Here is a 21,585-nt window from a genome sequence, read left to right as displayed (position 1 = left end):
ATCCGACTCAGGCCGCCACGCCAAGCCCGAGCCGGTCGATCGCCAGCTTTCTCGTCGACACATAGTCGGTCTTGCCGGAACCGAGCACCGGGATCTCCTCGACCTTGACGATGTCGTTAGGCACCATCAGTTCGGCCGCTCCGGCCTTTTTGCCGAACTGACGCAACTCCTCGGCGCTGGCATCGTCGGCGGTGGTGACCAGCACGATGCGCTCGCCCCGCCTCTTGTCCGGCACCGCCACCGCCGCATGGCGTTCTTCCGGCCAAAGCGACTGCACCAGCATCTCGACCGCACCCAGCGACACCATCTCGCCAGCGATCTTGGCGAAGCGCTTGGCGCGGCCGCGAATGCTGATGAAGCCTTCGCGGTCGACGGCGACGATATCGCCCGTGTCGTGCCAGCCGGTCAGCGGCTGGAGCTCGCCGGGGCGGTCCGCGGTCATGTAGCCCATCATCATGTTCGGCCCGTCGAGCCACAACTGGCCGGCATCGTTGATGCCTTCGACTGGCTCCAGTTTCATGCGAATGGCCGGCAGAAGCCGGCCGACCGTGCCGTCGCGGCCGTGGATCGCGGTGTTGACGGCAACCACGGGCGCCGCCTCGGTCAGTCCGAAGCCCTCGATGATCTCGGCCTGGAAGCGTTCGCGATAAACGCGGCGGGTATCCGGCTTCACCGCCTCGGCGCCGGCGACGACGAAGCGCAGACTGGAGAAATCCCCGTCCTTGGCGGTGCGCGCATAGTTGGCGAGGAACGTGTCGGTGCCGAACATGATGGTCGGTTTCACCTTGCGCGCGATCTCGGGGATGAGCTTGTAGTGGAGAGGCGAGGGATAGAGGAACAGCTTTACCCCGGTGACCAGTGGCAGGATGGTGCCGCCCGTCAGGCCGAACGAATGGAACACCGGCAACACGTTGAGCAGGATGTCCGCCGGCGAAATGGTGATCCGCGCCTCGGCCTGCATGGCATTGGCGAGGAGATTCTTTTGCGACAGAACAACGGCCTTCGGCGTGCCTTCGGAGCCCGAGGTGAACAGGATCACGCCGGGCTTTGCCGCGTCCTGTCGCTGCAGCGGCAGGCGCCACAGCAAGGCGGCTGCAAGCTTGTCCAGCGTGGTGACGCTTTCGCGTACATCTTCCAGCCACAGCAGCCTGGCGCCGCCCTTCTCGACCGCGGCGACGATATCGGCGAGATCGGCCTTCTCGACGAAGGCACGCGAAGAGACAACGGTGCGGATGACGGCGGTGCGGACAGCCGCGGTGACGCTTGCCGGCCCGGCCGTGTAGTTGATCATCGCCGCCACACGGCCCGCCGAGAGCAGGCCGACGAGCGACAGCACGACGCCGTTGGCGTTGGGCAGCATTACCCCCACAGCTTCGCCCGGCGCCGTCACCGCCTCGAAGCGCCTGCCCAGCACCCGCGCGCCGATGAACATCTTGCGGTAGCTCAGCGCCCCGGAAATGACGTCCTCGATGATCGCATGCGAAGCGCCGATCCTGGTTGCGGCGTCGCGCATGGCAAGGAACAGGCCGCGGTCGAGGTCGGTGCCAAAAAGCCGGGCCTCCGCGACGCGGTCGAACAGCGCATTGGTGTTGGAAGCCTGGTCCGGATTGCGCGCCACCAGCTCGGCGATCGTCATCGGCTCCAGGACACTGACCGACAGCCGTGGAAACCAGTGACGCGGTGCCTTGTCCGCCGGCGTCAGCGACACCGGCAGGTTGCGGGCGCCGGCGACGAAGATCGGCACGATGCGGGCGTCGGCCTGCATGGCGATGCGGGTGACGGCGCGGAACAGCCGAAACGTCTTGACGTCGGGCTCGACCGCGTCCGGCAGATAGACGGCCAGCCGGCCCTTGCCCTTCAGCACGCGCACCAGCCGGCGGCTGACGAAGACATGTTCGGCGTTGAAGGCAATGGTGCGGCCGAGTTCGCGCCATGGTTCGAGCCAAGGCGAACGCGCCGAGACCTCGTCGAGTATATGCAGCGTGTCGTCGGGCAGCAGCGACAGCATCAGCGCCGGCTCGAAGCGCGACTGGTGCGAGATGACATAGATGACCGGCACCTGCGCCTTGCGAGCGATCTTGATGCGATTGTCGCTGATCCGGTAGGCGAGCTTGAACGGTGCGTAGAGCAGCGCTTGGGTGAAGCGCAGGCCGAGGCGGAATTTTTCCACCACGCCGATCAGCAACCAGGCCACAACCAGACCCGCAAGCAGCGCCAGTGTCAGGATCATGCCGCGTCTCTCCCAACGATTTTGTCATTGCGGCTCTTGTGCGGCCGCTTCGGGGGCAGAGCCTAGCGGAAGTCGAGGCAAGGTCAATGCGGAAGGGGCGCCCTCACGCCGCGTTCAGCCGCCCGCTGATGAAACGGAACTCCTGCGTCTTGCCGCCGTAGCCATAGGCCGCTGCCGGAACCTCATGCACGAAAGCATAGCTCTCCTGGTGCACGCCGCTTAGCAGGCGGCCAAAGGCATCGAAGATCGCCTCGAGATAGGCCTCCAGTTCGAGCTTTGTGTTGGTGCCATCGACCACCTTGATGTCGAGCCAGAACGTGTTGGTGCCGTGCTCGGCGAGCGACTTGCCGCCGGCGAACCAGTGCTGCGGATCGAGATAGGACACGGCAACTGCGGTGATCGTCGGATCCTTGCGCAGATGCGTGGCGGTGATCTCGGTTATTTCCCTGGCGATGCTGGCCGACAGGGTGGCGTCGGGCTTGCCGGTGACGCTGACATTGATGATGGGCATTTTGCTCTCCTTGGTTTTTTAGCGGCGTGGGCGCCGTTGAAGACCATGCCATCATCTTTTGATCGAAAAAACTGAATTGTTTTCAACTGATGATTTGATAAAATCGAATTATGGAAACGCTTGATCCCGACCTGCTCAGAACCTTCCTTGCTTTCGTCGACAGCGGTTCGCTGGCGCAGGCGGCGGCCAATGTCGGCCGCTCACCCTCGGCGGTGACGGCGCAGATGCAGCGCTTGGAAGAGATCGTCGGTGAGCCACTTCTGGCGCCGCAGGGCAGGGGGCGCGGCCTGACGCCGGCAGGCGAGGATCTTGTCGGGCACGCCAGGCGTATTCTTGCCGTGCATCGCCAGGCCTGGCTGGCGCTGAAGGGCGCGCGCGCTGCCGGGCGCGTCGCCATCGGCACGACGCAGGATTTCGCCGATAGCGGCCTGCCGGACCTGCTGCGTGCCTTCGCCTCCAGCCATCCCCGCGTCAGGATCGAATTGCGTGTCGGCCGCTCCGCCGAACTGGCGCAGGCGTTACAAGCTGGCAGCCTCGATCTGGCGATCGTCATGCGCCAGGCTGCCGTGCCGGACGAGGTCGGCGTGTTGCGCGAGCCGATGACATGGCTGTGTTCGCAGAAGGGACTGGCCTCGCGGCAGGAAGAATTGCCGCTGGCGCTGCTCGACCCCTATTGCGGGTTTCGCGAGGCGGCGCTCGCCGCGCTCGACGCCGCCGGCCGCCGCTATCGCATCGCTGCCGGCAGCGCCAGCCTGGCCGGTCTGCGCACTGCGGTAAATGCCGGTGTTGCGCTGACCTTGCGAACCCCGCGCTTTGCCCATTCCGGCATTGTCGAAGCGCCCCGCGAACTTGGCTTGCCGCCGGTTCCGATGGCTGAGTTCGCGATCCGCCTGCGCGCCGGTGCCGATGCGCCCGCGGGCGATCTGGCGACGCTGCTCGGCGGTAGCCTCGCTTTGTCCGGACCGCTTGGTTGATTTGACTAGGCGCGAAGTTCCGTCGCCGGTCTATTGGCTGGAAAGCCGACTTGCGGTCGACCCGTCTGTTGCAAAGCAAAAGCTGTCGCAAAGAAAAAGCCGACCTTGCGGTCGGCTTGGAGTAGGACGGGCCGAGGGGTTTGGGGGGACTTGGGGGGTGGCCCGTCGCACTAATAATGTCCGGGCACGGTGATGGTTCCGTGACTTGGAAAATTTTTTACGAAATATTTGAAGACGCTTGCCGGGAGCGTGCCTTCAGCCAGTCACGGCCGGCATGGGCAAAGACGGCGCCGAGTACGATGGCACCGCCGACCATGCTGGCCAGCGGCGGGATTTCGGCCAGGAACAGAAATGCAAACAGGATCGCGAACGGCACTTCCGCCGAACCGAGCAGGCCCGATTCAGGCGCCGGGATCAGCCGCGAGCCTTCCGTCCACAGAATGGAAGCCAGTGCGAAGGACGCGCCGAAGGTGGCAAGCAGGATAGCGTCCCTTGATGAGACCGCCAGGGGATCGGTGACGAACCATCCGAGTATGAACAGCAGGAAGGCCGAAACCGCGCCGGCCCACACAACGGGCGTGTCACGGAACGCGCGAACCATGATCATGTACAGCGCGCTGCCGGCCGTCATCAGCAGCGCCAGCCCGTCGCCGAACAAATTGCCGGTGGCAAAACCCGACCACACCATGATGGCGACCCCGCACAGCGACACCGCCGCCGCCACCATCGTCTGCAGCCGGAAAGGCTCGCGCACGAGCATCCAGGCCAGTACGGCGGCAATGAAGGGCGACGTCGCGTAGATGACCGCGACATTGGCGACGAAAGTGAACTTGAAAGCGGAAATGAAGGCGATGCTGGCCAGTGCGCCTTCGATGGCCAGCAGCCAGCCGCGCCAGCCAAGCCGCAGCGGTTCACGGTTGCCGGCACGGCGGCGGCGCCACAATACGTAGAGGCTGATCAGGATCGCGCCGACAAAGCCGCGCCAGCAGGTGATCGTCAGCGGATCGGCATGGATCGACTTGGTCAGAACGCCGGTCAGCCCGAATACAGCCGCCGAGGATGATACCAGCAGGATACCCAGCGTGCGTTCGGCGGTTTCCGCGGTGGCCGTGATCTCAGTCATGCCGGCAGCCTACCTTGCCTCGTCCTGACATCGTCGTGTCGGGAGTAATGACCATCCACGTCAAAGCCGCTTGCGGAAATGTTCGCCGCCGACGATCAGCAGGCCGGCGGCGACGATAAGGGCGGCACCCAGGAACACTTCGCGGCGCGGCACGTCGCCCCAGATCGCGAAGCCGAGCGCGAACGCCCACAACAGCGAGGTGTACTCGAGCGGCGCCAGGATCGATGCCGGCGTACGCTTCATGCCCTCGAAGAGAAGATATTGCGCCAGGCCGCCGAGCGCACCGACGCTGGCAAGAAGCAGCAATTGTGCCGGGTCCGGCGTATGCCACCACGACAGCGCCGGCACCGCCGAAAAAACCAGGAAATAGAAATTGTTGAGGAGGAGCTGGATCGTCGAGCGCTCGGCAAGCGCCGTCTTGCGCAGAAGCACGATGGCGATGCCCCAAAGGCAGGCCGCCGTCAGTACCAGCAACACGGGCACGGACAGGCCAAGATGGGCGGGATCGCAGGCGACAAAGACGCCGGCAAAGCCGATCAGAACCGCCAGCCAGCGCAGAACGGGCACCTTTTCGCCGAGCAAGACCACCGATAGCACGGTGACGATGATCGGAGCCGCGTAATAGACGGTGGTCAGTTCGGCGAGTTGCAGGCTGCGGGCGGCATTGTAGTAACAGAGCCAGGCGGCGAGCGTGAAGGCGCTGCGCACCAGCATCGGCCGCACGATCGGCGAGCGCACCGTGTCGGCGAACAGCGGCCGCCCGCCGATCACCGCGCAGGCGCCAAGAATGGTGATGCTGCGGAAGAACATGATCTGCCAGACGGTCATGCCGGTGACCAGCAGTTTGATCGAGGCGTCCTGCGTCGAAAACAGCAAATAGGCGGCGCCCGTCAGCAGGATTCCGGCGAAGACCCTTTCGCGTGTATCGAGAATGGCGATATCGGCCATAAGGCGTGCGCCTGCTTGAGTGAAGGCGGCCCCAGCCCCCGGCGGCTCCGCACCTGCCAGCTATACGGGCGAAATCCCGCACGGCGCTGCTCCAGCACCGCGCTTGCTTTTGGGGCAGGCGGCAATGGCGCGAAATGCAAGCTTGTCCCGGATGCGGCTTCTGGCGCGGCAGGGTCGATTGGTTTAGCATCATCTTATAAAGCCGGAGACGAAGGCAGGCGCGCAGAACGCCGAGGGACGGACATCGAATTGGCGCTCAGCTCATGCCAGATGTAGCTTGTGCGGGCGCGGCGTGACGGGCCGCTTCTGCCAGAGCGGATATTGCGGGGAGAAGGCCGATGCAGAAACTGCAGTCGCAAGGCGTCCATCACATCACGCTGGTCGGTGCCGGTCGCCAGACCTCGATCGATTTCTGGGAAGGGGTGCTGGGCATGCCTTTCATCTTCGAGCAGCCCAATCTCGACAAGCCGAGCGAAAGCCATCTTTATTTCGATCCGGGCGACGGCCGGCTGATCACCATCTTCACCGATGAGACCCGCACGGCCGTGCAGCGCCGCACCCCGACCGACCCGGGCTGCGTGCATCACATCGCCTTTTCGGTGTCCCGCGTCACTTTCCTGCAGGCGGTCGCCCGGCTCGACGAGCGCGCCATCAAACACAGTGGCGTCAAGGATCGCGGCTTCATGGATTCAATCTATTTCGAGGATCCGCTCGGCCTTCTGATCGAGCTTGCCTCTTATCGTTTCGAGCCGCCTGCAGGCTTCACCCATGCCGATGTGCTGATGGAGGCGCATAAGCTTCGCGTCACGCGTGGCGACTACAACATCGCCGAGGTGCATCTGGCTGATGCGATCCAGGCGCTGGTGGAACGCGCGCGCGCGACATTGTCGGCGGACCGGGCGCCCAAAAATCCATACTGAAGGCTGAACAGGCAAGGGAGGAACACGTGGCAAAAGCAGTGGCGGAAAGCGCAGGGAAACCGGCCGCCAAACCAGCGGCAAAAGCGGCAGCAAAAGCTGCGACCAAGACGGCGCCAAAGGCCGCCGGCAAGACGGCGGCCAAGGCCAAGGCGAAACCGGCAAGGAAATCGGCGCTGACCATCAGCATGCTGAAGCCGAGCGTCAACAACATGACCGTTCGCGTCTTTGCCCGCGCCGCCGGGCTCGACCATGCGGAGACCGATGCGTGGGGGCAGACGCGCTCGCCCGAATACATGGCGCGTAATCCGGCCCACCTGACGCCGATGATCGAGGACAAGGGCCTGCCGCGCGGCGTGCTGTGGGAGAGCTGCGCCATCATGCAATATCTTTCCAACAAGCATGGGCTGGAGAAATTCTACCCCAAGGCGCCAGCCAAGCGGGCGATGATAGACAGCGCCATGTTCTATCTGATCGGCACGCTTTATCCCTATGTCGCGCGCGCCACTTATCCGGCGCTCGGCTTCCCGCAATATGCCGGCGAAGTCGGTCACAGCGACGCCCACCCGGATAGGAAATCGGAGGCGCAGAAGGCCGCGGTCGCCGCCATTGCCGAGCCTCTCGAGGTCTTCCACTCCTTCTTCCGCGACGGCAAGCCGTTCATCGGCGGCAAGAACCCGTCGATCGCCGACATCCGTCTGGCGGCAACGCTCGAATTCCTCGCCGTCATCGACTACGCCCTGCCCAAATGGGCGAAGGAATACATGGCTGCGATGGAGAAGAAGCTCGGCAAGGCCTATGCTGGTCCGGCCGGCGACGTGCGCGGCTACATCGCCCATGTGAGGTCGCAGGCCAAGGCGTGAGTCCAACCAGTCGATGGGGCGATGAGCTGCGGAAGCGGCCACGGGATTGATCTCACCGGCGACGTCGCGTTCCCCGCCAGCTTGAAGTTGGCGGGGCTTGCTTTAGTCTGGGCGCGGATGCAGTCGATTTTTTCTCTCGACCGGCTTGAACGCTGGAGTGGTGGCGTGGCCGCCGCGGCCTTGGCGGCAACGCCCGAAGACTTGTCGGCCCGCTTCAGCGCGGCGGCGAGGGTGCTGCTTGGCTCGGATCGTGTCTATGTTGGCTTCTATCGTCGCGACATAACATCCCTGACCATCGACGATGCCGGACCCGATCGCTGGAACCGGGACTATGATGCGCGCGTCTATCGCCAGGATCCGTTCTTTCAGAGGTTCGCCAGCACCAGACAGGATTTCCTGCTGCCGTTGTCGGCTCTCAGCCAATGCGATTTCCAGCGCACGCCGTATTACCGCGAATTCTACGGGCCCTCCGGCAGCTTCGATGAAATAACCGGCGTGTTCAACCTCGACGGACTGACCGCCGGCTATGTAACCTTTCTTCGCCGGGAAGGCGCACCGCGTTTTGGCGAGCATGATCTGGCCGTGGCCGGCGCGGCGAGCAGCGCGACAAAGCTCATTCTGCAAAGGCTGCTTCATTTGTGCCGTCTTCGCGACAAGGGTTCCGCAATCGAAGCCGCGGGGTCGCAACTCAGCGCCCGGGAAAGGCAGATCGCGCGGCTCCTGGTCGGGGGCGGCAGCGCCAAGACGATTTCGCGAAACCTGTCGATTTCACCCGGCACCGTGCGCAACCACATCAAGCAGGTCTACCGCAAGCTCGGTGTGCACTCCCAGGTCGAGCTGTTGGCCATAGGCTGGAAGGCCTCGCCCAACTGATGGTTCGCCATCTTCACTGTCCCGTCACGACGCGTGTCCACATGCGGTTTTGCAGCCGCAGCAGCTTTGCGTCGTTGTTTTCGACCACGAACAACTTGGCCTTTACATCGTCAGATGGGAAAACGCCGGGATCCTTTGCGACGGCCTGATCCATCAGTGGCAGGGATTCCGGGATCGCATTGGCATAGGAAACATAACTGGAATTGGCCGCTGCGATATCGGGCCGCAAGTTGAAATCGATCCAGGCTTGGGCATTCTCCGGATGCGGCGCATCCTTCGGCACGGCCATCGTATCGAAGTTTATCAGCGTGCCTTCCCTTGGAATGGAATATGCAATCTCCAGCTTCTTCGCGGATTCCGCCGCACGGGTCTTGGCCTGCAATATGTCGCCCGACCAGCCCAGCACGACACAGATGTCGCCATTCGCCAGATCGTTGATGTATTTCGACGAGTGGAAGTAACGGATATAGGGCCGCACCTTGCCCATCAGCTCTTCGACCTTGGCGAGGTCGTCCGGATTGGTCGACCTGGGATCGATGTGGAGATAGTTCATAGCCATAGGAATGATCTCCGCCGGAGCATCGATCATGGCGACGCCGCAATCGGAGAATTTCTTGACGACGTCGACGTCGAAGACCATGGCGAAGGAACCTGTCGGCGCATCCGGCATCCGTTGCTTGACGGCAGCGACATTGTAGCCGATCCCGTCTGTGACGGCCATGTAAGGCACGGCGTACAGGTTCCGCGGATCCGCGCCCGCGATCAGCGACAAGGCTTGCGGATCGATTTTCGAGTGGTTTGAAAGCTTCGATCTGTCGAGCCGCAGGAAAGCGCCTGCTTTCAGCTGGTTCTTCAGGAACGGAAAGGCCGAGGGATAGACCACGTCATATCCCGAGCCGCCGGTGAGCAGTTTCGTCTCAAGGACCTCGTTGCCGTCATAGACATCGTAGCGGACCTTGATGCCCGTCTCCTTCTCGAATTTCTCAGCCGTGTCCGGGGCGATGTAGTCGGACCAGTTGTAGACGTTGACCACCTTCTCATCGTCCGCCCGGGCGACGCCGAAACTGATGCCGCAGGCAAGCGCGGCGGTCAGGATTGGGAAGAGCAGAGCGCGCATGGGTATCTCCTTTTGCCTGGCGGGCCGACGCGGCGCACCGTTCTGATTTCACTTCGGCACGCTTGCCGCTCAACGCCGGTGGGGCGCATAAACGGGTAACGTGATACAGGCGACATTGCCGCCTCCGAGCAGAATTTCGCGGGAGTTCTCGATGCCGACGAGCTTGTGATCGGGAAACAGCGTGGCCAGCTGTTGCTTTGCCTTCCCGTCGAGATTGCAGCCGAATTCCGGCACGACCACGACGCTGTTGCCCGGATAATAGTTGATGTAACTCGCCGCGATCCGGTTGCCGGTCGGCCGTGCCCAGGTCGAATCGACCCGGTCCACGCTCTCGCTTTCTTCCATCGTCATCTCGATCGGCAGGGGATGGTGCAGCCGATGAACCTCCAGGCGACGGCCACGCGCGTCGCGGGCCGAGCGCAGCACCTCTTCGGCTTCGCGTACGATCTCATATTGCGGATCGTCCCGCTCGTCGGTCCAGCTCAGCGCCACGACGCCCGGACGAACGAAGCAGCAGAGGTCGTCGACATGGCCATCCGTCTCGTCGAAAGCAAAACCGCGCGGCAGCCAGATGATTTTGTCGACGCTGAGATAGTCGCCAAGCTGTTGTTCCACCTTCGCCTTTCCGAGATGGGCATTACGGTTGCGATTGAGCAGGCACTGCTCGGTTGTGATGAGCGTGCCTTGGCCGTCGCATTGCAGCCCGCCGCCCTCGGCGATCAGCGGTGCGCGATAACGGTCCATCCTCTCGATCTCGAGGACCTTTTGCGCCACGAGGTCGTCGAGATCCCAAGGCGAGTAGAGGCCGCCGTCGAAACCGCCATAAGCGTTGAAGATCCAATCGACGCCGCGCACTTCGCCTCGATCATTGACGACGAAATTGGGGCCACTGTCGCGGAGCCAGGAATCATTGGTGGACATTTCCACGACGCGCACATGGCTGGGCAATCGCGCTCTTGCGTTCTGCCACTGGCGGCTGGACGCCGCCACCGTCACCGGCTCGCTTTGCGCGATCGCGGCAGCGACATTGGCGAACAGCCTCTGCGCGGGCTTGGCGCCCATACGCCAGGTGTCCGGCCGTTCTGGCCAAATCAGCCAACAGCTCGATTTGGGTTCGAATTCGCCAGGGGCGCGAAACCCATCCTGCCTCGGTGTGGTCGAGAGCGTATGTGACATTGTGGGACCACCGGAAAATGGAATGACGAAACCTTGCCCGATCAGACGGTTTTGGGGCCTTGTCCGTCAATGTCCCATTTGGGACAGCTTGATCGCTGCGCCCACCACCGGGCCTGCATCGGCGCCCCGGGTTGCCCGGGGGACTCGATGTCCTGTTGTTTACTGGGTTGCCTGGTAAAGCTCTGAAGCGGCCTGCTTCAGTGCGCGCCGTCCGTCCGGTTCGAGATACATCATATGCCCACCTTCGACGACGTCGAGGCGGATCGGCCTGGCGCCGGCGAGCGACGGGATCTGGCTGACCAGATAACGCGACGCCAGATAGGGAGTGACGAGATCGGTGTAGCCATTGACGATGACGACGCCCAGCGCGGGATTCAAGGACCGCGCCCGTTGCAGATCATCCATCACACCGGCATAGCCCTGGCGCGAGGCGCTCGTCCCGTAGTCCCAATTGTGGCTGATATCGCCGTTCAGCAAGCGGTAGCTGACATCGGTGCGAAAGTTCAGCTCGTCGCGCGCGTAAGCGACAAAGGCCGAGGTCAGCGCCGGCACACTACGGTCCAGCACCGGATCGGGGCCAGCGATACGGGCACTCTGGGGAGCGATGTCCGCCGTCGCGATCATGCCGTCATAGGGGCTGAGCACCTTGCCCGCGGCACGGCCAAACTCCCTTGCGAAGAGCGAGGTCGGGACGCGGGCGAAGTTGCGGTGAACGAGATCGAGAGGCAGGCCGGTGATCTCGGCCACGCGATCACCCGCCAGCCGTCCGCCTTGCTCCAGCCCACTGGTGAGCGCACTGAGGTACTCGCCAAGTGCATAATGCTCGACCTCGGCGAGCTTTTTCCGCAAAGTGTCGCCGCTGACACCTTCACTGCGCAGGCGAACCGCGGCGAGGGAGGGTAGTTCGAGAGCCCAATGCAGCGGCTCGAATTCGTCGGGCTGCACCAGGGTGAATTCCAGCGCCGGCGAGATCAGCACGATGCCGCTCGGGCTGATGCCGACATCTTCCTGCAGCGTCCTGGCAAGCAGTGCCGCGCGGAACCCGCCATAGCTCTCACCGGCGAGGAACAGCGGAGATCCCATGCGGCTGTTTTGGGCGAGATAGAGCCTGATGAAGGCGCCGATCGAACTGGCATCCTGGCTGACGCCCCAGAAGTCGTGCGTATCCTGGCCGGGCGCCTCGCGGCTGTAGCCGGTTCCCACCGGGTCGACGAAGACGAGGTCGGTCATGTCGAGCCAACTGTCGGGATTGTCGATGAGCTTTTGCGGCGAGGGGAGGAATTCCCCGCCGGCTCCGGTCGCCACGACGCGCGGTCCGAGCGCGCCGAGATGCAGATAGGCTGAAGCGGCGCCCGGGCCGCCGTTGAACACGAAGGTGATTGGCCGCGGTGCTTCCGTCGCCACGCTCTCCCGCGGCTTCAGCGTATAGGCAACATAGAAGATCTCCGCCGTGATCTCGCCCTTGCCGGAGAGCAGCGGAAGCGTGCCGGCCTTTGCCTGATACCGCAGGCTGCGTCCGCCAATGGTGATCGAATGGTCGGTGATCTCAGGTGACGGCAGCAGTGAAAGCACGCCGCCCGCGGGTGCCGGCCGCTCCGCCGTTTCGGCCAGGAGAGGCTGCGCGAAGCCGGCAAGCATGAAGAGGACAAGGGAGACGAGTTTCAGTTTGGAACGCATGAGACCTCCGCGGAAAGGACTCCCGCATAGCTATGGCCGAGGCGGATGAAGTCAAAGGGATCAGACGATGGCGCGCCCACTGCTGTTGTTTCCGCCGAAACCAGTTCCTGAGAGCTTGGGTCGTCATGTTCGGATTGCCTCACAAGTCTCGCAGGACCATGCTATCAAGGCAGAAAGCCGTTCGGAGGAACGAAAATGGACGCAACCGAGCTGAAGGCCATGCAGGCGCCGCTGAAGCAGGCCTACCGCGACGACGCCACGCAAGCACTGATCACTCTAAGGGCAAAGGGCTCGATCGACGAACAGTCGGTGGCCTGCAAGGTGGAGACGGGCAGGGCGTTGGCAATCGCCGGCCTTCATCCGGCAACAGGCGGCTCGGGGCTCGAACTGTGCTCCGGCGACATGCTGCTCGAGGCGCTGGTGGCGTGCGCCGGGGTGACGCTGAAGGCGGTGGCGACGGCGCTCGAATTCAAGCTCGGCGCCGCTACCGTTGAAGCCGAAGGCGACCTTGATTTTCGCGGCACGCTTGGTGTCGCCAAGGATGCGCCGGTCGGCTTTCGCGCCATTCGGCTCAATTTCAATCTCGACACGGCGGAGCCTCGGGACCGCATCGATTCGCTGCTGAAGCTGACCGAGCGCTATTGCGTGGTGTTCCAGACCATCAACCAGAAGCCGGAACTGACGGTGAGCGCGCGGTGATGAATCACAAGGCCCGCGGCAGCGGTCGCGGGCCTTGTGATATCTGATGCTTACTGAGCTGCCGGCTCTTCGGCGTCGCCTTCGTCGGTGAAGGGCGAGGCGCTCGGCACGCACTGCACGGACCAGCCGGCGGGTGTCGGCTGCTTCTGATACTCGGTGATGGCGGCGGTGCACTGTTCGCGCTTGTCGAAGGTGCTGGGCAGCACGACCATGCCGCCCTGCGGGCCGGCGATTACCAGATACCAGACCAATGCTGCGGTCGTAGCCATGGAGTTTTCCTTGTTCTGCCCAGCTCGGGCTCTCGTTGCGGGGATTCGCTCGATCCTAACAACTCCTCGGAAATGACGAAAGCATGACCGCCCAGCGGCCTTCTCCCCTCAAATCACAGCCGCGTGATGATCCGTCGGGTTTCCTAGCTGGCGTGTTGCCTCCGCCATGGTTCAGTCGGTCGCAAAGCAATAGAACAGGCCGTCGCCGCCTGTGCCTTTCAGCGCCTCCTGGCTGCAGCCGCCACGCGAGGCATGCGAAGAATTCCACGACTTCGCCGCCGCCGAATCGTCGAGACCGGTGCGGTCGTGATGGCCCATCATCACCGCCCCTTCGGAGCCGCTCATCGTCCAGTCGCCGCAGGTCTGGTCGGCGATCCTGGTGCCGTCGGGCTTGGAGCCGGTCAGCATGTCGTGTCGGTTGGGCGTATCGCCGCGGCCGTTGACCGTCTCACCCTTCTCGTTCAGCGCGGTCTGCTTGGTGATGCCGTTGGCGTCGCTGTGCAGCGAGGCGACATCATCGGCGATCTTGGCGCCCTTGGCGTTGAACCAGGGACCCTTGCCGATGCGATCGCGCGCATCCTCCGCGCTGGTCGAGAGATATGCGTGCCAGGTCTTGCCGGTGACGCCGGCGGCTTCCGCCAGCGACGCGCAATGGGCATCCGCGCCCTTCAGGCCGCCGAGATCGCCCCCCTTGCCGGAGCCGACGCTGGTGACGAAGAAACTCATCTTGGTATCTTGGGAAACGGCCACGCCGACCGTAGCTCCAAGAGCGGCGGCAAGGGCGGTGGCGGCAACGGTGGCGAGTCTTGGCATGTTGGTCCTCCGGTTTCGAATGTCCTACGTCAGAAGAACGTAGCCGAAGGCTGTTTTAATCCGTTTCGAACCCGCGTTTTATTCCGGTTGCCGGTAGGCGACGAAGCGGTTGTGCTTGGCCTGGAAGATCAGGCCGGTCTCTTTGAGATCCGGGCTGGCCAGCGGCACGATGCGTTTGGCGATCTCGGAGGGGTGCGGCAATGTCTCGGGATCCTCACCGGGCACGGCTTGTGCGCGCATCGCGGTGCGGGTGGCGCCGGGGTCGGCTGCATTGACGCGCAGCGGTAGACTTTGCGTCTCATGCGCCCAGGAGCGCATCATGGTCTCCACCGCCGCCTTCGATGCCGCGTAAGGCGCCCAGAAGGCGCGCGCCGAATGCGCCGCGTTGGACGACAGGATAATCGCCCGGCCGGCATCCGAAAGCCGCAGCAGCGGGTCGACCGAGCGGATCAGCCGCCAGGTCGAGGTGACGTTGATGGTCATCACCTTTTCGAAGGTCTTGGCCTCGACATGGCCGATCGGCGAGATGACGCCAAGCACGCCGGCATTGGCGACGAGGATGTCGAGCTTGCCCCAGCGCTCGTGGATGGCGCCGCCCAGCCGGTCGATACCGGCCATGTCGGCGAGATCGAGCGGCACCAATGTCGCCTGGCCGCCGGCCGCCTTGATCTGGTCGTCGAGTTCTTCCAGCCCGCCGACGGTGCGGGCAACCGCAATGACATGCGCGCCGGCCGCAGCCAATTCCCTGGCGATGAAATAGCCGATGCCGCGCGAGGCGCCGGTGACGACCGCGACGCGGCCGGTAAGGTCGAGGGTCATGCGATGGCTTCCGGAACTCTGGCTAAGGCTGATGACGGTCCGGCAATTCTACGAGCCGCTTGTCGCCAGCAGCGACAGCGTGCGCACATTGTCGTGGCCTTCGAAGTCGAGCAGGCGGGTCGGGTACTGGCCGGTGAAGCATGCATCGCAGAACTGCGGCTGCTCGTCGTCGCGGCTGGCCTCGCCGACGGCGCGGTAGAGACCGTTGATACTGAGGAAACCGAGCGAATCGACCCGGATGAACTCGGCCATCTCTTCCACCGACATGCGCGAAGCCAGCAGCTTCGACTTCTCCGGCGTGTCGACCCCATAGAAGCATGATGCGCTGGTCGGCGGCGAGGCGATGCGCATGTGCACTTCCTTGGCGCCGGCGTCGCGCACCATCTGCACGATCTTCTGGCTGGTGGTGCCGCGCACGATGCTGTCGTCGACCAGCACCACGCGCTTGCCCTCGATCATGCGGCGATTGGCGTTGTGCTTGAGCTTGACGCCCATATGGCGGATCGAATCGCCGGGCTGGATGAAGGTGCGGCCGACATAGTGGTTGCGGATGATGCCGAGTTCGAAGGGAATGCCCGCCGCCTGGCTGAAGCCGATTGCCGCCGGCGTGCCGGAATCCGGCACCGGTACGACGATATCGGCGTCGACCGGATTTTCCTGAGCCAGTTCCGCGCCGATGCGCTTGCGCACCTCATAGACATTGCGGCCCTCGACCGAGGAGTCGGGTCGGGCGAAATAGACATATTCGAAGATGCAGAAGCGGGTCTTCTGCGGTTCGAACGGGAACAGGCTCTCAATGCCCTTGGACGTGACGACGACCATCTCGCCGGGCTTCAGGTCGCGCACGAAACGCGCGCCGATGATGTCGAGCGCACAGGTTTCGGAGGCCAGGATCCAGGCGCCGTCCAGATCGCCCAGCACCAGCGGGCGGATGCCGAGCGGATCGCGGCAGCCGATCATCTTCTTGGCCGTCATCGCCACCAGCGAGAAGGCGCCCTCGACCTGGCGCACCGCGTCGATGAAGCGCGAATTGAGGTCGCGCTCCTTGCTGGTCGCGACCAGATGCAAAAGCGTCTCTGTGTCGGAGGTGGAGGAGAAGATCGCGCCTTGCTTCTGCAGCGCGCGCTGCACCGTCATGGCGTTGGTGAGGTTGCCGTTATGGGCGACGGCAAAGCCGCCATCGGCCAATTCGGCGAAGAAGGGCTGGATGTTGCGCATGCCGGCACCGCCGGTGGTGGCGTAGCGCGTGTGGCCGATGGCGCGGTTGCCTTGCAGGCTGTCGATGACGCGCTGCTTGGTGAAGGTGTCGCCGATCAGGCCGACATGGCGTTCGACATGGAACTGGGTGCCGTCATAGGAGACGATGCCGGCCGCTTCCTGACCTCGATGCTGCAGCGCATGCAGGCCGAGTGTGACGATGGCCGCCGCATCCTGCCGGCCAAAGATGCCGAACACGCCGCACTCGTCATGGAAATGATCGTCAGCCTCGGCGGAAAGCACGTCGTCTGCGTCTGCCATCTTAAGCTCCGCTAAAATCGCCATATAAGGCGGTCGCGCGTCGAAAGCAACGCACTGCATGCGATCGTTCACATGGATCGATCGCCAGACGCCCCGTTCGGACCTCAGTTCGCCGGCGCTGGCGCCGGCTTGGCGGTGTTGTCGGCAGGACCGGCGTCGTTGTCGTCAGGCGCCGGCGCATTGGCGTCGTCGCCACCGGCTGGTGCATCCGCCGCCGGTGCGTCGGGCGCGACGGGCGTCTCGGTGGCCGGCTGATTCGGATTGAGCTTCTTGAGGATGGCGTTTTCCGGGTCCTCTGGCAGCAGGCTCTCGAGCTTGGCGCCGATCTGTTCAAGCAGCGGCCGCGACTTGGCTTCCGTGATCCAGGCCGGGGCCTTGGCGCCGGCCAGCCAGTTGAAGAACAGCAGCGCGACAGCAACGACCAGGACGCCGCGCAAGGCGCCGTAAAGGAAGCCAAGCGTGCGGTCGAGGGCGCCGATGCGCGAATCGATGATCCAGTCGGCAAGCTTCATGGTGATGACCGAGACGACGATCAGCGCGATGATGAAGACCACGCCTGCGGCCGCCGCCATGGCGATCTTCTCATTGTCGATATAGGGCTTCAGGTAGGGCAGGACCGGTTTGTAGAAGAAGAAGGCCGCCGCCGCCGCCGCCGCCCAGGAGACGACCGAAAGCACCTCGCGCGAAAAGCCGCGAACCATGGCGAGCATCGCCGAGACCAGGGTGAAGCCGACGAGAATTCCGTCAAGCAGCGTAATCGGCATGTCTTTGGCCCCACTCCGATCTCTTGTTCACGACTCGACGAGCCGCGTCATTCTTCATCGTCGGCACGGCCGCGCCGTGAGCCGGCTATGCGCGCCACGAGGTCGGCAAGCTCGGTGGGCTGGAAAGCGCCGGCCCCAATCCCCCCAGCAAGTTCCTCGCTGCCCACGGGCAGAACCGCGCTACCAAAACCCAGCTTTTCGGCTTCCTTGAGACGCTGCTGCGCATGCGCAACCGGCCTCACCGCGCCCGAAAGGCTGATTTCGCCGAAATAGACGCAATCGGCGGGGAGGGCAAGACCAGTGAGCGAGGAAACCAGTGCGGCGGCGACCGCGAGATCGGCCGCCGGCTCGCTGATGCGGTAGCCGCCCGCGACGTTGAGGTAGACGTCATGCTGTCCGAAACGCACACCGCAATGTGCCTCCAGCACTGCCAGGATCATCGACAGCCGCGCGCCGTCCCAGCCGACCACCGCCCGGCGCGGCGTGCCGAGCGAGGAGGCCGCGACCAGCGCCTGGATTTCGACCAGAACCGGCCTGGTGCCTTCCATGCCGGCGAAAACCGCTGCTCCCGGCGATTTCGCGTGCCGTTCGCCAAGGAAAAGCTCGGACGGATTGGAGACCTCGCGCAGACCTTTGTCCGACATTTCGAAGACGCCGATCTCGTCGGTCGGTCCGAAGCGGTTCTTCACCGTGCGCAGGATACGGAAGTGGTGGCCGCCTTCGCCCTCGAAATAGAGCACGCCGTCGACCATGTGCTCGACCACGCGCGGACCGGCGATCTGGCCTTCCTTGGTGACATGGCCGACCAGCACGATCGCGGCACCCGTGGATTTCGCGTAGCGGATCATCGCCTGCGCGGCGGCGCGCACCTGGGTGACGGTGCCTGGCGCCGAATCGGCAAGGTCGGTCCACAGCGTCTGGATCGAATCGAGTATAACCAGATCGGGCCGCTTGCCGTCGGCGATCGTGGCAAGGATATCCTCGACATTGGTTTCGGCCGCGAGTTCCACCGGCGCCGATGCGACGCCGAGCCTCTGCGCACGCAGCCTGATCTGGGCAACTGCCTCTTCGCCCGAGACATAGACGATGCGATGGCCCTTGGAGGCAAGTGCGGCCGCGGCCTGGGTGAGCAGCGTCGATTTGCCGATACCGGGATCGCCGCCGACCAGAAGTGCAGAGCCCCGAACAAAACCGCCACCAGTGGCGCGGTCGAGTTCGCCGATACCTGAGATGATGCGCGGCGCGTCCTCGATATCGCCTGAAAGTGTGGTCAGCACCACCGCGCGGCCCTTGCGGGCGTTGCGCGTGTTGGCAGGACCCGAGCCGATGCCGCCAGATGTGCCTTCCTCGACCAGCGTGTTCCACTCGCCGCAGGCATCGCATTTGCCGGCCCAGCGCTGATGCACCGAACCGCAATTCTGGCAGATGAACTGGACGCGGGATTTGACCACGCTTTACCTTCCCGCCCTCTGGCGGGCGCCGCACGCGACAGCCAATCTCCCCCCGTGCGGGGGAGATGTCCGGCAGGACAGAGGGGGGCGCCGTAGGGCGCCGAGACCCGTTGCTATTGGTGAGATCGCTGGCAAGAGGCTACTCAAACCTTTCCGCGATGTGGTGCTCTTCCGCGAGATCGGAGAAGCGGGTGAATTCGCCGTGGAAGGCGAGCGTGACAGAGCCCGTAGGCCCATGGCGCTGCTTGGCCACGATCACCTCGGCCTTGCCGCGCATCTCGTTCATCTCGTTTTCCCACTTGACGTATTCCTCGGTGCCGAGCTTCGGCTCGCGGTTCTTGAGGTAATATTCCTCGCGATAGACGAAGATGACGACGTCGGCGTCCTGCTCGATCGAACCGGATTCGCGCAGGTCGGAGAGCTGCGGACGCTTGTCGTCGCGGCTTTCGACCTGACGCGACAGCTGCGACAGCGCGATGATCGGCACGGCCAGCTCCTTGGCCAGCGCCTTCAGGCCCGTGGTGATCTCGGTGATTTCCTGCACGCGGTTCTGCGAAGACTTGGCGGATGAGCCCTGCATCAGCTGAATATAGTCGATGACGATCAGGTCCAGGCCGCGCTGGCGCTTCAGACGACGCGCGCGGGCAGACAACTGGGCAATGGAAATACCGCCTGTCTGGTCGATGAACAGCGGGATTTTCTGCATGGTCTGCGAACAGGCGACCAGCTTTTCGAAGTCCATTTCGCTGATTTCGCCACGGCGGATCTTGGAGGACGAAATTTCCGTCTGTTCGGAAATGATGCGGGTTGCGAGCTGTTCGGACGACATTTCGAGCGAGAAAAAACCGACCACGCCGCCATTGGCCGCCTTGAACGAGCCATCGGCCTGCTGCGCCGGCTCATACATCTCGGCAATGTTGAAGGCGATGTTGGTGGCGAGTGATGTCTTGCCCATGCCTGGACGGCCGGCGATGATGATCAGATCGGACGACTGCAGGCCGCCCATACGGCGGTCGAGATCGCGCATGCCGGTGGCGAGGCCCGACAGACCGCCGTCACGCATATAGGCGGCGTTGGCCATGTCGACCGCGGTCTTGACCGCGTCGGTGAAGCTCTCGAAGCCGCCGTCATAACGCCCGGTCTCGGCCAGCTCGAACAGGCGGCGCTCCGCGTCCTCGATCTGTTCGGAAGGCGACATGTCGACAGGGGCGTCATAAGCGATGTTGACCATGTCCTCGCCGACGGTGATCAACGCCCGGCGCGTCGCCAGATCATAAATGGCGCGGCCGTAGTCGGTGGCGTTGACGACGGTGACGGCTTCCACCGCCAGCCGCACCACATACTGCGCCACCGTCATGTCGCCGACCTTTTCGTCGGCGGGCAGGAAGGTCTTCAGCGTGATCGGCGTCGCCGCCTTACCCATGCGGATCAGCTCGGCCGCGACATCGAAGATCTTGCGGTGGAGGGGTTCGTAGAAATGGCCGGACTTCAGGAAGTCGGACACCCGGTAGAAGGCATCGTTGTTGACAAGTATAGCGCCAAGCAGCGCCTGCTCGGCCTCGATGTTGTTGGGCGATTCGCGATAGAGCGGTTGCTCTGCCACGCCGAATTTTCGTGCTGCCTCTGCCATGATGTCCCCGATTTCGATCCCCGTCTGTCGATATCAGAACTGGACAAGTCAGTGCTGACTTATCTGCAACAGCCCGTGAAGAAGCGGCTTTGGTACTCGCGATTCACAGCCAAAATTTTTCCGTGGAAAGAATCGCAATTGACTCGAATCGAGAGTTGGCAACTTAGCGTTTCTCGCAGGAGAACAAAACAGGAAAGTGAGCGCTGGCGACACCGAATTGCGAGGCTGTCGTGTCTCTTTCATCCTCACGCCAGTGCATCGCCCCAATCCGCCCGCCGCGCCGCCTTGAACGCGTCACCGTCGCGTTTGGTGAAGAGCCTTTCGCCGGCGCTGCCATTTGGCTCGCAAAGCTTGAGCACGACCTTGCCGGAACCGGGTTTCGGCGGCGCGATGACCCGCGCGGCGCGGAAGGCAGCCGGCTGGCGCGAAGCGGCGACATAGATGAATTTCTCATCTTCCCACGGTACTTCCGCCTCTTTGGCCAGGCGGTGCAGGCGCGAGCGGGCTACGCGGCGGGAAAAGTGGCACCAGTCCGGCGGGTTGAGCGGGCAGGGCGCCTCGTGCGGACAGGGCGCCAGCACATGCGCGCCGGCCGCGATCAATTGTGCGCGTACAGCTAGAATGCGCAGCCAGCCCGCCGGCGTGCCCGGCTCGACGATCAACAGCGTGTCCTTGGTGAGTTGCCATAGCCGGTCGACCATTTTGGGCAGGGACGCCGGCGCGATCTCGTCCAGCACATAGGCGCATGTGACGAGGTCGGCGGATTGGAGGTCGGCAATGTCCGTCGTGACATCGCCGGCCCGCCAGACGGTCCGGGCCGTGATCGCATCGGCGGCAAGCGTCTCACCGACCTTGCGCACCGCGGCACTCGCCTCAAGCAGCGTGGCCAGTTCCAGTTCAGGCCAGAGATCGCTGGTGGCCCAAAGCACGGTGCCGGGACCGGCGCCGACGTCGAGCAACGTCGTGGGTGCGAAATCCGGCCGGGCTTCGGCGAGCGCATCGAGGCTGGCGCGGATCGCGGCGTAGGTCGCCGGCATGCGCGTCGTCAGATAGGCCTTGACCGCCATGTCCTGCGCCATATGCAGGCGACCGTCGCGCAATTCGGCGCGGTAGCGGTCGGACAGGGTTTTCGCCGCCTGCTTCAGGTCCGGCAGCGCCACCTTTTCCAAAAGGCGATCGACACCCTGTCGAAGAGCGGCCGGCAGCTCCATGG

20 protein-coding genes are annotated in these 21,585 nt (G+C 63.8%); 5 read left to right on the top strand and 15 right to left on the bottom strand.

The window, feature by feature from the left end; translation table 11 throughout:
* Positions 1–7: 7 nt before the first annotated feature.
* Positions 8–2,230: an AMP-binding protein gene (locus FJ527_RS18145; protein ID WP_140718276.1), complete on the bottom strand. Its 2,223-nt coding sequence runs from the start codon at positions 2,228–2,230 to the stop codon at positions 8–10.
* 103 nt (positions 2,231–2,333) lie between these two features.
* Complete coding sequence (locus FJ527_RS18140) at positions 2,334–2,741, bottom strand: 4-oxalocrotonate tautomerase family protein (RefSeq protein ID WP_140823747.1); 408 nt, start codon at positions 2,739–2,741, stop codon at positions 2,334–2,336.
* Positions 2,742–2,851: 110 nt separating this feature from the next.
* On the opposite strand from FJ527_RS18140, the gene FJ527_RS18135 reads away from it, so the two are divergent.
* Positions 2,852–3,715, top strand: a complete 864-nt coding sequence (locus tag FJ527_RS18135; RefSeq protein WP_140823746.1) for a LysR substrate-binding domain-containing protein — start codon at positions 2,852–2,854, stop codon at positions 3,713–3,715.
* Positions 3,716–3,932: 217 nt separating this feature from the next.
* On the opposite strand, the gene FJ527_RS18130 is transcribed toward FJ527_RS18135, so the two are convergent.
* Both FJ527_RS18130 and FJ527_RS18125 read right to left on the bottom strand, forming a co-directional pair.
* The gene (locus tag FJ527_RS18130; protein ID WP_140823745.1) at positions 3,933–4,838 is read right to left on the bottom strand and encodes a DMT family transporter; all 906 of its coding nucleotides are present in this window, start codon (positions 4,836–4,838) and stop codon (positions 3,933–3,935) included.
* A 60-nt stretch (positions 4,839–4,898) separates the two neighbouring features.
* On the bottom strand, positions 4,899–5,786 hold the full coding sequence (locus tag FJ527_RS18125; protein WP_140617238.1) for a DMT family transporter: 888 nt from the start codon (positions 5,784–5,786) through the stop codon (positions 4,899–4,901).
* Positions 5,787–6,124: 338 nt separating this feature from the next.
* Between FJ527_RS18125 and FJ527_RS18120 the strand changes: the two genes are divergently transcribed.
* From FJ527_RS18120 to FJ527_RS18110, 3 genes are all read left to right on the top strand, one after another.
* On the top strand, positions 6,125–6,706 hold the full coding sequence (locus tag FJ527_RS18120) for a VOC family protein (RefSeq protein WP_015318526.1): 582 nt from the start codon (positions 6,125–6,127) through the stop codon (positions 6,704–6,706).
* Positions 6,707–6,732: 26 nt separating this feature from the next.
* The gene (locus tag FJ527_RS18115; RefSeq protein WP_140823744.1) at positions 6,733–7,566 is read left to right on the top strand and encodes a glutathione S-transferase family protein; all 834 of its coding nucleotides are present in this window, start codon (positions 6,733–6,735) and stop codon (positions 7,564–7,566) included.
* 165 nt (positions 7,567–7,731) lie between these two features.
* Positions 7,732–8,439: a LuxR C-terminal-related transcriptional regulator gene (locus FJ527_RS18110; protein ID WP_246677737.1), complete on the top strand. Its 708-nt coding sequence runs from the start codon at positions 7,732–7,734 to the stop codon at positions 8,437–8,439.
* Positions 8,440–8,452: 13 nt separating this feature from the next.
* Here FJ527_RS18110 and FJ527_RS18105 read toward each other — a convergent pair whose 3' ends face one another.
* The 3 genes from FJ527_RS18105 to FJ527_RS18095 all read right to left on the bottom strand — a co-directional run bounded on the left by FJ527_RS18105 (position 8,453) and on the right by FJ527_RS18095 (position 12,409).
* Positions 8,453–9,556, bottom strand: a complete 1,104-nt coding sequence (locus tag FJ527_RS18105) for a polyamine ABC transporter substrate-binding protein (protein ID WP_140823742.1) — start codon at positions 9,554–9,556, stop codon at positions 8,453–8,455.
* Positions 9,557–9,625: 69 nt separating this feature from the next.
* Complete coding sequence (gene aguA / locus FJ527_RS18100; RefSeq protein WP_140823741.1) at positions 9,626–10,732, bottom strand: agmatine deiminase; 1,107 nt, start codon at positions 10,730–10,732, stop codon at positions 9,626–9,628.
* A gap of 159 nt (positions 10,733–10,891) precedes the next feature.
* The gene (locus FJ527_RS18095) at positions 10,892–12,409 is read right to left on the bottom strand and encodes an alpha/beta hydrolase (RefSeq protein WP_140823740.1); all 1,518 of its coding nucleotides are present in this window, start codon (positions 12,407–12,409) and stop codon (positions 10,892–10,894) included.
* A 195-nt stretch (positions 12,410–12,604) separates the two neighbouring features.
* Between FJ527_RS18095 and FJ527_RS18090 the strand changes: the two genes are divergently transcribed.
* Positions 12,605–13,108, top strand: coding sequence for an OsmC family protein (locus FJ527_RS18090; RefSeq protein WP_140823739.1), 504 nt, complete (start codon positions 12,605–12,607; stop codon positions 13,106–13,108).
* Positions 13,109–13,158: 50 nt separating this feature from the next.
* Here the strand turns inward: FJ527_RS18090 and FJ527_RS18085 are convergent, their stop codons facing one another.
* From FJ527_RS18085 to FJ527_RS18050, 8 genes are all read right to left on the bottom strand, one after another.
* On the bottom strand, positions 13,159–13,377 hold the full coding sequence (locus tag FJ527_RS18085; RefSeq protein ID WP_015318519.1) for a hypothetical protein: 219 nt from the start codon (positions 13,375–13,377) through the stop codon (positions 13,159–13,161).
* Positions 13,378–13,548: 171 nt separating this feature from the next.
* Positions 13,549–14,190 carry a hypothetical protein gene (locus FJ527_RS18080; protein ID WP_181166389.1) on the bottom strand — a complete coding sequence of 214 codons (642 nt, stop codon included), beginning with the start codon at positions 14,188–14,190 and terminating at the stop codon, positions 13,549–13,551.
* Positions 14,191–14,268: 78 nt separating this feature from the next.
* Positions 14,269–15,009, bottom strand: a complete 741-nt coding sequence (locus tag FJ527_RS18075) for an SDR family NAD(P)-dependent oxidoreductase (RefSeq protein WP_015318517.1) — start codon at positions 15,007–15,009, stop codon at positions 14,269–14,271.
* Between the two features lie 48 nt (positions 15,010–15,057).
* Positions 15,058–16,527: an amidophosphoribosyltransferase gene (gene purF, locus FJ527_RS18070; protein ID WP_015318516.1), complete on the bottom strand. Its 1,470-nt coding sequence runs from the start codon at positions 16,525–16,527 to the stop codon at positions 15,058–15,060.
* A 104-nt stretch (positions 16,528–16,631) separates the two neighbouring features.
* Positions 16,632–17,291, bottom strand: a complete 660-nt coding sequence (locus FJ527_RS18065; RefSeq protein WP_140823738.1) for a CvpA family protein — start codon at positions 17,289–17,291, stop codon at positions 16,632–16,634.
* A 47-nt stretch (positions 17,292–17,338) separates the two neighbouring features.
* A complete protein-coding gene (radA, locus tag FJ527_RS18060) occupies positions 17,339–18,742 on the bottom strand; it encodes a DNA repair protein RadA (protein WP_140823737.1) in 1,404 nt (467 codons plus the stop codon).
* Positions 18,743–18,881: 139 nt separating this feature from the next.
* Positions 18,882–20,372, bottom strand: coding sequence for a replicative DNA helicase (locus FJ527_RS18055; RefSeq protein WP_015318513.1), 1,491 nt, complete (start codon positions 20,370–20,372; stop codon positions 18,882–18,884).
* A 245-nt stretch (positions 20,373–20,617) separates the two neighbouring features.
* Positions 20,618–21,583 (bottom strand): small ribosomal subunit Rsm22 family protein, encoded by a 966-nt coding sequence (locus FJ527_RS18050; protein ID WP_140617227.1) that lies wholly within the window; start codon positions 21,581–21,583, stop codon positions 20,618–20,620.
* Positions 21,584–21,585 lie beyond the last annotated feature (2 nt).

It is taken from the genome of Mesorhizobium sp. B2-4-18 (assembly GCF_006441385.1).
GTDB lineage: Bacteria > Pseudomonadota > Alphaproteobacteria > Rhizobiales > Rhizobiaceae > Mesorhizobium > Mesorhizobium australicum.
Note: the sequence above shows the minus strand (reverse complement) of the source record. Positions and strands in the feature narration are given on the sequence as shown.